This window comes from Streptomyces sp. NBC_00045 (genome assembly GCF_045041095.1).
Lineage (GTDB): Bacteria > Actinomycetota > Actinomycetes > Streptomycetales > Streptomycetaceae > Streptomyces.
Genome location: NZ_CP108271.1, coordinates 2,891,467 through 2,904,605 on the forward strand (window position 1 = coordinate 2,891,467; position 13,139 = coordinate 2,904,605).

General features: G+C 71.1%; 11 protein-coding genes. 3 read left to right on the forward strand and 8 right to left on the reverse strand.

Annotation, left to right across the window (positions count from 1 at the left end; all coding sequences use genetic code 11):
- Positions 1-87 precede the first annotated feature (87 nt).
- Positions 88-1,173, forward strand: a complete 1,086-nt coding sequence (locus OHA65_RS13610; RefSeq protein WP_405756038.1) for a M48 family metallopeptidase — start codon at positions 88-90, stop codon at positions 1,171-1,173.
- On the opposite strand, the gene OHA65_RS13615 is transcribed toward OHA65_RS13610, so the two are convergent.
- The 7 genes from OHA65_RS13615 to OHA65_RS13645 form a co-directional block, all read right to left on the reverse strand.
- Complete coding sequence (locus OHA65_RS13615) at positions 1,157-2,320, reverse strand: hypothetical protein (RefSeq protein ID WP_328762740.1); 1,164 nt, start codon at positions 2,318-2,320, stop codon at positions 1,157-1,159. The two genes, OHA65_RS13610 and OHA65_RS13615, sit on opposite strands and share 17 nt — an antisense overlap.
- 69 nt (positions 2,321-2,389) lie before the next feature.
- The gene (locus OHA65_RS13620) at positions 2,390-2,941 is read right to left on the reverse strand and encodes a hypothetical protein (protein ID WP_327283393.1); all 552 of its coding nucleotides are present in this window, start codon (positions 2,939-2,941) and stop codon (positions 2,390-2,392) included.
- Between the two features lie 77 nt (positions 2,942-3,018).
- Positions 3,019-4,296 (reverse strand): glutamate-5-semialdehyde dehydrogenase, encoded by a 1,278-nt coding sequence (locus tag OHA65_RS13625; RefSeq protein ID WP_327283394.1) that lies wholly within the window; start codon positions 4,294-4,296, stop codon positions 3,019-3,021.
- Positions 4,297-4,638: 342 nt separating this feature from the next.
- Complete coding sequence (locus tag OHA65_RS13630; RefSeq protein WP_371643496.1) at positions 4,639-5,031, reverse strand: hypothetical protein; 393 nt, start codon at positions 5,029-5,031, stop codon at positions 4,639-4,641.
- 84 nt (positions 5,032-5,115) lie between these two features.
- Positions 5,116-6,243 (reverse strand): glutamate 5-kinase, encoded by a 1,128-nt coding sequence (proB, locus tag OHA65_RS13635; protein ID WP_327283395.1) that lies wholly within the window; start codon positions 6,241-6,243, stop codon positions 5,116-5,118.
- A gap of 102 nt (positions 6,244-6,345) precedes the next feature.
- Positions 6,346-6,768, reverse strand: a complete 423-nt coding sequence (locus OHA65_RS13640; RefSeq protein ID WP_327283396.1) for a GtrA family protein — start codon at positions 6,766-6,768, stop codon at positions 6,346-6,348.
- Between the two features lie 3 nt (positions 6,769-6,771).
- Complete coding sequence (locus OHA65_RS13645) at positions 6,772-7,803, reverse strand: glycosyltransferase family 2 protein (protein ID WP_327283397.1); 1,032 nt, start codon at positions 7,801-7,803, stop codon at positions 6,772-6,774.
- 158 nt (positions 7,804-7,961) lie between these two features.
- On the opposite strand from OHA65_RS13645, the gene OHA65_RS13650 reads away from it, so the two are divergent.
- Together OHA65_RS13650 and OHA65_RS13655 are read left to right on the forward strand one after the other, a co-directional pair.
- Entirely contained in the window at positions 7,962-10,841 is a 2,880-nt protein-coding gene (locus tag OHA65_RS13650) for a bifunctional glycosyltransferase family 2 protein/CDP-glycerol:glycerophosphate glycerophosphotransferase (RefSeq protein ID WP_327283398.1), read from the forward strand.
- A complete protein-coding gene (locus OHA65_RS13655; RefSeq protein ID WP_327283399.1) occupies positions 10,838-12,031 on the forward strand; it encodes a glycosyltransferase in 1,194 nt (397 codons plus the stop codon). Before OHA65_RS13650 ends, OHA65_RS13655 begins: the two co-directional genes overlap by 4 nt.
- Positions 12,032-12,122: 91 nt before the next feature.
- On the opposite strand, the gene galE is transcribed toward OHA65_RS13655, so the two are convergent.
- Positions 12,123-13,124 (reverse strand): UDP-glucose 4-epimerase GalE, encoded by a 1,002-nt coding sequence (gene galE / locus OHA65_RS13660; RefSeq protein ID WP_327283400.1) that lies wholly within the window; start codon positions 13,122-13,124, stop codon positions 12,123-12,125.
- Between the last annotated feature and the right edge of the window lie 15 nt (positions 13,125-13,139).

Here is a 13,139-nt window from a genome sequence, read left to right on the forward strand (position 1 = left end):
GCGGGGGCCTGGGGCACGCTCACGCCGACTCAGGCGTTGGAGAGGATAGACGCAGCAGCACTCAGGCCGACCAAGGGGGAGGGCGTTATGACGGAGACCGGATTCGAGAAGGTGCCGGCGCGGGACCGCAGGAGGTTCCCCGGTATTTCTTCGCGCGCGTACGAGCACCCGGCGGACCGCTCGGCGCTGGTCGCGCTGCGCAAGCTGAGCGGTTTCGACACCGTGTTCAAGGCCCTGAGCGGCCTTCTTCCGGAGCGGAGTCTGCGCCTGCTCTTCCTGTCGGACTCCGTCCGGGTGGGCGAGACCCAGTTCCCGCACCTGCACGAGATGCTGCGCGACGCCTGTTACATCCTGGACCTGGAGCAGGTTCCGCAGATGTACGTGCAGCAGGACCCGAAGCCGAACGCCATGTGCATCGGGCTGGACGAGCCGATCATCGTGGTGACGACGGGCCTGGTGGAACTCCTCGACGAGGAGGAGATGCGGGCGGTCGTGGGCCACGAGGTGGGCCATGCGCTGTCGGGGCACGCGGTGTACCGCACGATCTTGCTGTTCCTGACGGGGCTGGCGCTGAAGGTCGCGTGGATCCCGCTGGGCAATGTGGCGATCACGGCGATCGTGACCGCGCTCCGGGAGTGGTTCCGCAAGTCGGAGCTGTCGGCGGACCGGGCCGGACTGCTGGTCGGGCAGGACCTGCAGGCCTCGATGCGGGGCCTGATGAAGCTGGCGGGCGGCAACCACCTCCACGAGATGAACGTGGACGCCTTCCTGGCCCAGGCGGAGGAGTACGAGTCCAGCGGCGACCTGCGCGATTCCGTGCTGAAGATCCTCAACATGCTGCCGCGGACGCATCCCTTCGCCACCGTGCGGGCGGCCGAGCTGAAGAAGTGGTCCCAGAACCGGGACTACCAGCGGATCATGGACGGCCACTACCCGCGGCGGGACGAGGACAAGGACACCTCGGTGACGGACTCCTTCCGCGAGTCGGCCGCGCACTACGCGGACGCCGTGCGCAGCAGCAAGGACCCGCTGTTCAAGCTGGTCGGCGACATCGCGGGCGGCGCGGCCGATGTCGGCGGCAAGCTGCGCGACAAGTTCACGGGCACGGCCGGCGGCGCGGGTACGGGCCCGGGCGCCGGGAACAAGGGTGACGGAGCTACGGAGCAGGGCTGACGGGGGCGGCCCCGGCGGGCGTGGGCGGGGCCAGTACGCCGCACAGCCCGGCGGTGCGCCGCGGGGTGCCGCTGGCGTACGGGTCGCTCGCGGCCGGGCCCACGGTGGTCGGCCCGGCTCCGGCCAGGACCGGGCGGAAGCCTTCGGCGGGCTCGGTGGAGCAGTCCTGCGGGCCGGCCATCACGTAGGCGGAGACCAGCTCCGCCCGCCGGGTCGTGAGGTCTTCCTGGTCGAAGCGCAGTCGCAGCTCGCGCCGGACGGTGAAGAGCGAGGCGCCGTCCGCCGCGGCCGGGGATCCGGTGGCGGGGCGCACGGCGTACACGAAGGTGTGATCGGTGCTCACTTCGAGGACGTCCGCGGAGACCTCCTCGAAGACGAGGGTTCCGTTGACCCGGACCCGGGTGTCGGCCACGGCCGCGGTGCCCGGGTCGAAGCGGACCAGCCAGCCGGTGGCCGCGTGCCGCCCGTCGCCGGAGGGCGAGGTCATGCTGAGGTCGAACTGGGCCAGCTGGTCGGGGTCGAGCAGGACCCGCACGGGCCGGGTGGCGGCGCCGGCCAGCACGTCGGGGTCCAGCGAGGACTGCACCAGGTAGTCCTTGGCGATGGACAGTGCGGTGACGACCTGCCCTTCGGTGAAGTGGTGGGTGCGGCGCGCGGCGGGCAGGGTGATCCCGGCCGCTCCGACGCGGTAGTCGGCCGCCGGGCTCTTTGCGAAGAGGTCGACGGGCCGCCCGCCGGGCACGGCGGTGCTGGGGGCCAGGGGTACGACGGTGCTGGTCAGCGGTTCGGTGCGGCCGGTGTACGGCGGGACCGTCGGGTTGCTCAGGCCCATGTAGACGGCCGCGGCGAAGGCCACCGCGATGAGCAGCACGAGCAGCATGCCCTGGCGGGCGCCGCGGCCGGGGGTGCTGGTCCGGGGCTTGGCGGAGCCACCGCCGGACCAGATGGACCGGCTGCGCACGGCACGGGCGTGTTCGCCCATCCGCTCCTGTGCGGAGAACTCCTGGAGCCGGGCGGCCCGGACGAAGTCCTCGTCGAACACCACCGACCGGTACTCGTCCGACCGGTACTCGTCCGACCGGAATTCCTCGTCGCCCCCGCCGATGCCCTCGGGGGTGCCGTCGGGTGGATCTCCTGGCACGGCCATCGCTTCTCCCCGCTGTCCCCGCTTCAGAGAAGCCCCCGGCTCCGGTGAACGCGAGCGGGGTCGTTACCTTCAGGGTTGGCGGCCGACGGGGTACATAAACGCTCCGGCGCCGGTGACTTCCGTGAGCGGCGTGCTGGCGGGCGCGGGAGTGTGGTCGGCGTCGCTCGACGCGCTGCGGTAAACGGCGCTGAAGGCGAGGGCGACCATGCCGAGGCCCATGACGAAGGCGAGCACCCAGGCGACCGGGCGCAGCCAGCGCGAGCGGCCCCGGTAGGGCCTCAGGGCGCCGCCGTAGGCCCCGTACGGGCCTTCCGGGTAGCCGGCGGGGCCGTGTTCCCATCCGGGTTCGTCGATGCCGTAACCGTCGGGGCGGCCGTAGCCGTAGCCGTCGTGGTCGTCGTCGGACGTCCAGCCTCCGGCGACGGCGCGGGCGGCTTCCGCCTCGGCGCGTGCCCGATCGGCGGCCCGCTGGCGCTCCGCGGCACTCGGTTCATGAATTTCGGCGTTCCGGACGAAGTCCTCGTCGAACACCACGGAGGCGAAGTCATGATCCGCGCCTCCGCGGTCGTCGCTGTCGGGCTCCCCGTCGTCCGGGAACTTGCCCCCCACGTCGTCCGGCACAGCAACAGCCTAGACCTGGGGGGCTGCTTTGGGCAGGGTGTCAGCCGAAATCCGGCCACCCGGTGTTTACTGTCCGACTACCGAACGTGTCCGTCGCCGGTGACGATGTACTTGGTGGAGGTGAGCTCCGGCAGGCCCATCGGGCCGCGGGCGTGCAGCTTCTGGGTGGAGATGCCGATCTCGGCGCCGAAGCCGAACTGGCCACCGTCCGTGAACCGGGTGGACGCATTTACGGCGACGGTGGTGGAGTCGACCAGCTGGGTGAAGCGGCGCGCAGCGGCCTGCGAGGTGGTCACGATCGCCTCGGTGTGGCCGGAGGTCCAGCGGCGGATGTGGGCGACCGCGTCGTCGAGGGAGTCCACGACACCGGCGGCGATGTCGTAGGAGAGGTACTCGGCGGCCCAGTCCTCGTCTGTGGCGGGCAGCGCGGTGGCCTTGGAGTCCTTGGCGGCAGCGAGGACCCGGTCGTCGCCGTGGACGGTGACGCCGGCGTCGGCGAGGGCGTCGAGGGCGCGCGGCAGGAAGGCGTCGGCGATGTCGCGGTGGACGAGGAGGGTCTCCGCGGAGTTGCAGACGGAGGGGCGCTGGGCCTTGGAGTTGACGAGGATGTCCACGGCCATGTCGAGGTCGGCCTGGGCGTCCACGTAGACGTGGCAGTTGCCGGTACCGGTCTCGATGACCGGGACGATGGACTCCTCGACGACGGTCTTGATGAGGGAGGCGCCGCCGCGGGGGATGAGGACGTCGACGAGGCCGCGGGCGCGCATCAGCTCGCGGACGGAGTCGCGGGACTCGCCCGGGACGAGCTGGATCGCGTCGGCGGGCAGCCCCGCACTCTCGACGGCGTCGCGGAGGATCGTGACGAGGGCGGTGTTGGAGGCGTAGGCGGAGGAGCTGCCGCGCAGGAGGACCGCGTTGCCGGACTTGAGGCAGAGGGCGGCGGCGTCGACGGTGACGTTGGGCCGGGCCTCGTAGATGATGCCGACGACGCCGAGCGGGACGCGGATCTGGCGGAGGTCGATCCCGTTGGGGAGCGTCGAGCCGCGTACGACCTCGCCGACGGGGTCGGGGAGCGCGGCGACGTCGCGCACGTCGGAGGCGATGGCCGCAACGCGTTCCGGGGTGAGGGTGAGGCGGTCGATGACGGTCTCGCTGGTGCCGGCGGCGCGGGCCTTGTCGGTGTCGACGGCGTTGGCGGCGACGATCTCGGCGGTACGGGCCTCCAGGGCGTCCGCGATGGCCAGGAGCGCGGTGTCCTTGGCGGACCGCGGGAGCGGGGCGATGGCCGCGGCGGCGGTGCGGGCCGCTTGCGCGGTGGCGATCACGGGCGAGACGGTGGCGTCGAGCGAGGTCATGCCGCCCAGGGTAGTCCCCGGCCCCGCCCGGGCCGACGGGGTTCCATCCCGCGAGACGCCCGCCCCGGACGGGGTCCGGCGCCGCCGCGACCGGCCTCCGGCCTCGGTGGTGCGTCTCGCCGCCGGCGGGCACCGGGCGGTGGGCGGGTCCCGATGGGGGTCCTGCGGGGCTTGGTCCCCTACCCGCCCTTCGCCCGTTCCCCGGGCTCCGCCCGGACCCGTCCCCGGGGCTCCGCCCCCGGACCCCCGCGCCTCGAACGCCGGCGGGGCTGGATCCGGCTGCGCGGGCAGGTCAGCCCGGCGCAGCGGCCCGAAGCGCGCGGAGCGGTGCGGGGCGCGCGTTCAGTAAGGATGCACGCCCACGGGGTGGGCCGGCGGGGGGCCGTAGCCCTCTGCCACGCGCAGGTGGTAGGTGGCTCGGTCGATGACCTCCAGGCCGACGATCTCCCACGGCGGGAGCTGGGCCGAGGAGCGGTGTTCGCCCCACAGCCGGAGGGCGACGGCCGCGGCGTCGTGGAGGTCGCGGGCCTCCTCCCAGTACCGGATCTCCGCGTGGTCGTCGGCGTACCTACTGGTCAGCAGGAAGGGGTGGTCATGGGCCAGCTGTTCCAGCCCGCGCCTGACCTCGGACAGCGGCGCCGGCTTGCCCGAGACGCTCAGGGTGACGTGCCAGAGGCGGGAAGTTTCTTCCTGCTCGTCCCCGCCGCCGCTGATGCTGGTCAGCGCTCGTCTCACCAGCCGCCTCCTGTCTGCGCCATGCCTGTCCGCCCTTCACAGTTGACCAGTCCCCGGCCCGCCGCGCGGCGGTTTTACCGAACCTCAGCCCTCCAGCAGGACCAGATCGTCGCGGTGTACGACCTCGCGCTCGTACTCCGGTCCGAGTTCCTTGGCCAGCTCCCGTGTGGAGCGGCCGAGGAGCTGCGGGAGTTCCTTGGCGTCGAAGTTGACCAGCCCGCGGGCGACGGCGCGGCCGTCGGGCCCGCGCAGTTCCACCGGGTCGCCGGCGACGAATTCGCCTTCGACGGCGGCGATCCCGGCGGGCAGCAGGGAACTGCCGCGTTCGGTCACGGCGCGTACGGCGCCCTCGTCCAGGACCAGGTGCCCCTGCGGGGTCGAGGCGTGCTGGAGCCAGAGCAGCCGGTCGGCCGAGCGCCGGCCGGTGGCGTGGAAGTGCGTGCCGGTCGCCCGTCCGGCCAGGGCGTCGGCCGCCTGGCTGGCCGAGGTGAGGACGACCGGGATGCCGGCGGCCGCCGCGATCCGGGCGGCTTCGACCTTGGTGACCATGCCGCCGGTGCCGACGCCCGCCTTGCCGGCGCTTCCGATGGAGACGTGCGCGATGTCCTCGGGTCCGCGCACCTCGTCGATGCGGGTGGTGCCGGGCAGTGAGGGGTCGCCGTCGTAGAGGCCGTCCACGTCGGACAGCAGGACGAGGAGGTCGGCTCGGACCAGGTGGGCGACGAGGGCCGCGAGCCGGTCGTTGTCACCGAAGCGGATCTCGTCCGTGGCGACGGTGTCGTTCTCGTTGACCACCGGCAGGGCGCCCATGGCCAGCAGCTGGTCCAGCGTCCGGTAGGCGTTGCGGTAGTGGGCCCGGCGGCTGGTGTCGTCGCTGGTCAGCAGCACCTGGCCGACGCGTACGCCGTACCGGGCGAAGGAGGCGGTGTACCGGGCGACCAGCAGCCCCTGGCCGACGCTGGCGGCCGCCTGCTGGCGGGCCAGGTCAGTGGGGCGCCGGCGCAGGCCGAGCGGGGACAGGCCCGCGGCGATGGCTCCGCTGGAGACGAGGACGATCTCCTTCTCGCCGCCGCTGCGGGCCTTGGCCAGTACGTCGACCAGGGCGTCCACCCGGTCCGCGTCGAGTCCGCCAGCCGCCGTGGTCAGGGAGGAGGATCCGACCTTGACCACGATCCTGCGGGCGTCCACGACACCTTGCCTAGCCGCTGACACGTCTGTCCCCTTGCCCCTTGCCGGTACGTCTGCCACCTCAATCTACGGGGTGGTGTGCGGCGCCCGCGCAGGGGTTTCAGACGGTGGACGCGACCGGCGGGCTCAGCCGGCGGACCCGCTGCGGGCCGGCTGCGGTTCCTCGGCCTGCGCGGCGGCACCCGGGACGAGGATCTTGCGGGACAGCAGGAAGGTGAACGGGATCGCCACGACGGCGGCGACGAGCGGGGCGATCCGGGTGTCGAGCCCGGCCCAGGTCACCAGGGCGTAGAGCCCTGCGGACTGGATCACGTAGTTCGTGACGTTCGTCAGCGGGAAGAGGAGGAACTTCTTCCAGGTGGGCTTGGTCCGGTAGGTGAAGTAGGTGTTCATGAAGAACGAGCCGACCATCGCGAGCAGGAAGGCGAGGGTGTAGGCGAGGAAGTACGGCATCCACGGGTGCAGCAGCAGGTAGATGCCGAAGAAGGTGCCGGTGTTCACGGCTCCGACGAGGCCGAAGCGGAGGATCTGGCCGAGCTGGCTGCCCATGGTTCAGCGCACCTCGCGCTCGGCGGCGACCGTCAGGCGCGAGTCGGACAGGCCGCCGCGCTCGCGCTCCGCGGTGCGGACCCCGGCGGCGTCGGGACGGGCCTGGGGGTCTGCGCCGTGCGCCTCCTTCACGAGGAAGTGCGGGCGGCGCTTGGTCTCGTAGTAGATGCGTCCGATGTACTCGCCGATCAGACCCAGCATGACCATCTGAACGCCGCCGATGCCGACGATGATCGCGACGAGGGTCACGTAGCCGGGAGCGGTGACGCCGTGGGTCATGGCCATGATGACGATCCACAGCGCGTACAGGGCGGCCAGCCCCACCAGCGACACGCCGGCCCAGATGCCGATCCGCAGCGGCCGGTTGTTGAAGGAGATCAGCCCGTCCATGGCGTAGTTCAGCAGGGCGCCGAACTTCCACTTCGTCTCGCCGGCCTCGCGCTGGGCATTGCGGTAGTCGAAGTGGACGGTGTCGAAGCCGATCCAGGAGAAGAGGCCCTTGGAGAAGCGGTTGTACTCCGGCAGCGAGAGCAGCGCGTCGACGGCCGGCCGGGACAGCATCCGGAAGTCGCCGACGCCGTCGGTGAGCTCCACGTCGACCCAGCGGTTGACGCCGCGGTAGTAGAGGCGGCTGAGGGCGGAGCGGACCTTCTTGTCGCCCTCGCGGGTGCGGCGGGCGATGATCTGGTCGTGGCCCTGCCGGTAGTAGTCGAGCATGGTGGCGATGAGCTCCGGCGGGTGCTGGAGGTCGGCGTCCATGATCACGACGGCGTCTCCGGTGGCCTCGCGCAGGCCGGCGAGCATGCCGGCCTCCTTGCCGAAGTTGCGGCTGAAGGAGACGTACCGGGTGTGGTCCCCGTGTTCGGAGGCGATCTTGCGGAGTTTGGTGAGTGTTCCGTCACGGCTGCCGTCGTCGACGTAGCAGACCTCGTACTCGACGGGCAGGGAGTCCAGGACCCTGCGGATCTCCACGTCGAAGCTGTCGATCACGGCTTCTTCGTTGTAGCAAGGGACTACTACGGACAGCTTCGTCATGAACACTTCCTGCTGGGTCCGAACGGGTGATTGTCGGCGACCGGACCCGCCACACACCTCTTCCTTAGAAGTATGCACGCCGAGGGTCGGCCTGCCGGATCCGAGCGCGGCACACGGTAGCTTTGACGGGTTAAGCGGAATGGAACGAAGGGATCGAGGTGCACGTGCCTGACGTCTCCGTGGTCGTCATCGTCTACAACGACGCAGAGCGTCTGCCGACAGCCGTCCAGTCGGTTTTGGACCAAACCCTGCACGGGGTCGAAGTCGTGATCGTCGACGACTGCAGCAAGGACCGGTCATATGCGGTCGCGCAGGAGCTAGAAGCCGCACACCCGGACAGGGTGCGCGCCTTCCGGCTGCCCGAGAACAGCGGCGGCTGCGGCGCGCCGCGCAACCACGGCATCCAGCAGGCCACCGGCACGTACGTCATGTTCCTGGACAGCGACGACGTGCTGGAACGAAACGCCTGCCGGAACATGCTGGCCGCCGCCGAGCGGACCGGTTCCGACCTGGTCTCCGGCATGTGCGTCCGCGTGCACCTCGACAACCGGTGGGGCAAGACCACCGAGTGGTACCCCTGGATCTACTCGCGCACCCGCACGCTGGAGTCGATCACCGAGGACCCGGACCTGCTGGTCTACGACACCCTCTCCACGAACAAGTGCTACCGGCGCGCGTTCCTGCTGGAGCAGGGCCTGGAGTTCCCGGTCGGCATCCACTACGAGGACCTGCTCTTCTCCGCGCAGGCCTACGTCGCCGCCCGCCGCATCACGCTGATCCCGAACCACGTCTACTACTGGAACGTGGTCGAGAAGGCCGCGTCGAAGTCGATCAGCAACCGGCGCCACGAGATCGCGAACTTCGTCCACCGGATGGAGATCCACCGCCGCGTCGACGAGCTGCTGGCCGCCAAGGGCCACACGGCGATCAAGTCCGCGAAGGACGCCAAGTTCCTCAAGCACGACCTGGTGCTGCACCTGCGCGACCTGCCCCTGCTGGGCGACGCGTACCGCCAGGAGTTCGCCCGCCTCGCCAACGGCTACCTGGCCGGCATCGACCCGGCCGCGTACGAGAACGTCACGTTCCTCCAGGCGATCTGCGCCTACCTGCTGGGCAAGGAAGACTGGGACAACCTGCTCCCGGCCGCCGACGCCATGACCAACAAGGGCCGCCTGTCCTCGCCGCTCGCCGAGCGCGACGGGCGCGTCTACTGGTGCGCCGCGCACATCGACGACCCGGACGACGCGGAGGCCCGTCGGATACTGGACGTCACCGATCAGGGCTTCCACACCGCCCCGCTCGGCTCCCTCGCACTGGGCAACCGCCTGACCTCGTACGAGGACGACGGGCGCGGTACCGTCACGCTCTCGGGCACCGTGGTGAACCCGCTGGGCCGGATCAGCCCGGAAGCGGAACTGGAGGCCACGCTGGAGTTCCGGGCCCGCCGGCAGATCGGCGTGAGGTCTTTCAGCTTCCCGGTGGCAAGCGTGCGCCACGCCGGTGACACGATCGAGTGGACCGGCACGGCCGACATCGGCAGCACCGTGCGCCCCCTCGGCATCATCGACGCCGTCTGGGACGTCCGACTGAAACTGAAGGCCGGCGGCGACCGCCTCACCACCCGCGTCTCCGTCGGCGGGGTCGACATGGAGTCGGCGGCCCGCCTGCGCGTGCGTCCGCGGCTGACCAGGCTGGTCTCCGACCGCTTCGAGCCGGAGGTCACCAAGAAGGGCAACCTCTCCTACGTCCTGACCGCCGAGGGCGCCGCAGCCGTCCGCACGCAGACCCTGATCAGCAGCGCGATGCACGGCAGGGCCGCCGGCGTCGTCAAGCGGGGCCTGCGCAAGGCGCTGCGGGCCCGCCGCAACCTCGGCTCGGGCGAGCAGAAGGTGAAGGTCTACCACGAGATCTTCTCGAAGCTGCCGGTCAAGAAGGGCACGGTCGTCTTCGAGAGCCACATGGGCAAGCAGTACAGCGACAGCCCGAAGGCGATCTACGAGGAGATGGTCCGCCAGGGCGTCCCGTTCGAGGCGATCTGGTCGTACGCGGGCGGCAAGCCCACCGGCTTCCCCAAGGACGCCACCCTCGTGCGCCGCTGGAGCTGGCCGTACCTGCGCGCGCTGGCGCAGGCCGAGTTCTGGGTCGACAACCAGGGCTTCCCCCTGGCCCTGACCAAGCGCGAGGGAACCACGTACATCCAGACCTGGCACGGCTCCGCGCTCAAGCGCATGGGCTTCCACGAGCCCCGCACCAAGGCGCAGGGCAAGGCCGGCCAGGACAAGTTCCAGGCGGCCGTGAACCGCTTCGACCACTTCCTGATCCGCTCCGAGCACGACGCCCGCACCCTCGCCAAGGGCTTCAGGCTGCGCGACGAGGTGCTGCTGCGCACCGGCTACCCGCGCAACGACGCCCTGGTCGAGGCGCAGCGTGCCGAGGCGCAGAGCGGGGAGCGGGTGCGCGGGTCGCTCGCCGCCGAGCTGGGTCTCGACCCGGAGAAGAAGGTGCTGCTGTACGCGCCGACCTTCCGGGCGACCGCGGACGGCGCGGTGGAGGGCTTCGAGTTCCCCTTCGACGTCGAGGAGTTCGCCGAGCGGCTCGGTGACCGGTTCACCCTGCTGGTGCGCACCCACTACCTCAACAGCGTCTCGCTGCCGCCGTCGGTCGCGGGCCGGGTCGTCGACGTGTCCCGGCACCACGACATCACCCCGCTGCTGGCGCTCGCCGACGGGCTGATCACCGACTACTCGTCCGTGATGTTCGACTACGCGGTCATGGACCGGCCGATGCTGTTCTTCGCGTACGACTACGAGAAGTACGCGACCGACATCCGCGGCACGTACTTCGACCTGAAGGAGAAGGCGCCCGGTCCGGTGGTGGCCACGGCCGACGAACTCCTCCAGGCCCTCGCCGCCTTCGACGAGGCGGACGCCAAGTACGCCGAGGCCCGGCAGCGTTTCCTCACCGAGTTCGGCGAGTACGACCGCGGGGACGCGGCCCGCCAGATCGTCGAGAAGTTCTTCACCAGGAGCGGCAAGTGAGCCAGCAGACCGCCGATTCCGCAGCGGACACCGACCGGCCCGGCGGCCGTGACGTCTTCATCGTCTCCAACAGCGTGGACGAGCTCGGCGGCGTGACGACCTGGTCGCACCAGATGGCCCGGCTGTTCACCGACCGCGGGCACCGGGTGCACATCGTGGGAATCGCCCCGGTCGCCGAGGAGATCCGGCAGAAGCTGCCGCAGGACCTGCCGTACGCGATGACCACCCTGTACGAGGCGCACCCGCCGAAGGCCCGCCGCCTGCGCGGGATCAAGGGTCGCCTCAACGCACCCGAGCGGCGCCGCCAGGCGGCCCGGCGGGCGAAGATGCGGGCGAAGGCGGAGCAGCTGAACGAGCTGTTCCGCGCGGCCCGCCCCGGGGCCGTCGTGATCGTCACGCAGGTCTGGGCGATGGAGTGGGTGGCGCTCGCCGACACCAAGGGGCTCAGCGTCATCGGCATGAGCCACGAGTCGTTCGAAGCCAGCCAGAAGTCCACCCGCGGCAACCGGGTCCGCCGGTACTACCCGGAGGTCGACCGGCTGCTGGTGCTGACCCCCGAGGACGCGGACCTGTGGATCCGGGCCGGCATGGAGAACGTCGGCAGCATGCCGAACCCGCTGCCGTTCATGCCGGACTCTCCCGCCCCCCGTTCGGAGAAGGTCGTCGCCAGCGTCGGCCGCCTCGCGTTCGAGAAGGGCATGGACCTGCTGCTCGACGCGTGGGCCGACGCCGCCCCGCACCATCCCGACTGGGTCCTGCGGATCTACGGGGCGGGTGTGGAGGAGCCTGCGCTGCGGGCGCACGCCGCCACCCTCGGGCTGACCGACTCGGTGCAGTGGATGGGCAGCACGGACGACGTGCTGGGCGCGCTGCGCGGGGCCTCGGTCTTCGCGCAGGCCTCGCGGGCCGAGGGCTTCCCGATCACCTTGTTGGAGGCGATGGCCGCGGGCGTGCCGGTGGCCGCGTTCGACTGCGCGCCGGGCGTACGGGAGATCGTCGAGCACGGCGAGGACGGGCTGCTGGCCCGGCTGGGCAACACGATGGAGCTGGCCGGGCACCTGCGCGTGTTGATGGCGGACCGCGAACTGCGCGACCGGCTCGGCGACAACGCCTTCCGCAACGTGCAGCGCTACTCCAGCGCCGAGATCACCGACCGCTGGGAAGAGCTGTTCACGTTCTTGGAGCGCTGAGCCCCGGGGCGCTGAGCCCTCCCCCGCGTACGCAGCCGCCCGCCCCGGAACGTGTCCGGGGCGGGCGGCTGCGTGTGTGCGGTGTACGCGCTCAGCGCGCGACGTGGGGCAGCTCGCCCTTGCGGTTGGCCTCCCAGCCCGCCCAGGCCGAGGTGATCATCTCGCGGACGTCGTGCTTGGCCTTCCAGCCCAGCTCCGCCGCGATCTTGTCGGCCGAGGCCACGACCTTCGCCGGGTCGCCGGGCCGCCGCGGGACGACGACGGGCTCGTGCGCGTGCCCGGTGCCCTCGTTCAGCAGCTGCGCCATCTCCCGTACGGAGACGCCCTCGCCGCGGCCGATGTTGACGGTGAGGTCCTTGTACTCCCCGGTCGCTCCCCACTCGACGAGCTTGCGGGCCGCCACCACGTGGGCCTCGGCGAGGTCCTCGACGTGGATGTAGTCGCGGATGCAGGTGCCGTCCGGGGTCGGGTAGTCGTCGCCGAAGATGCGGGCGCCCTCGCCCTTGTCGAAGCGCTCGAAGACCATCGGGACCAGGTTGAAGACCCCGGTGTCCGCGAGCTCGGGGGCGGCCGCGCCCGCCACGTTGAAGTAGCGCAGGCAGGCGGTGGAGATGCCGTGCGCCTTGCCGGCGGCGCGCACCAGCCACTCGCCGGCCAGCTTGGTCTCGCCGTACGGGCTCAGCGGCGCGCACGGGGTCTCCTCGGTGACCAGTTCCACGTCGGGCATGCCGTACACGGAGGCGGAGGAGGAGAAGAGGAAGTTGCGGACGCCGGCGGCGGCCACCGCCCCCAGCAGGACCTGCAGGCCCTCAACGTTCTCGTGGTAGTAGTACAGCGGCTTCTCGACGGACTCGCCGACCTGCTTCTTGCCGGCCAGGTGCACCACGCCGGTGATCTTGTACCGGAGGATGGTCTCGTCCAGGTTCAGCCGGTCCAGGACCGAGCCGATCACCAGCGGGACGCCCTCCGGGACGCGGTCCTGGTTGCCCGTGGAGAGGTCGTCGTAGACGACGACCTCCTCACCTGCGGCGACCATCGCGCGGACGACGTGGGAGCCGATGTAGCCGGCGCCACCAGTGATCAGAAAAGTCATGCGTACCTCCCTGGG

Bases quoted from the DNA above. Each gene is read 5' to 3' on its own strand.
- OHA65_RS13610 (WP_405756038.1), top strand. From the start codon at position 88: ATGACGGAGACCGGATTCGAGAAGGTGCCGGCGCGGGACCGCAGGAGG.
- OHA65_RS13615 (WP_328762740.1), bottom strand. From the start codon at position 2,320: ATGGCCGTGCCAGGAGATCCACCCGACGGCACCCCCGAGGGCATCGGC.
- OHA65_RS13625 (WP_327283394.1), bottom strand. From the start codon at position 4,296: ATGACCTCGCTCGACGCCACCGTCTCGCCCGTGATCGCCACCGCGCAA.
- OHA65_RS13640 (WP_327283396.1), bottom strand. From the start codon at position 6,768: ATGGGCAGCCAGCTCGGCCAGATCCTCCGCTTCGGCCTCGTCGGAGCC.
- OHA65_RS13645 (WP_327283397.1), bottom strand. From the start codon at position 7,803: ATGACGAAGCTGTCCGTAGTAGTCCCTTGCTACAACGAAGAAGCCGTG.
- galE (WP_327283400.1), bottom strand. From the start codon at position 13,124: ATGACTTTTCTGATCACTGGTGGCGCCGGCTACATCGGCTCCCACGTC.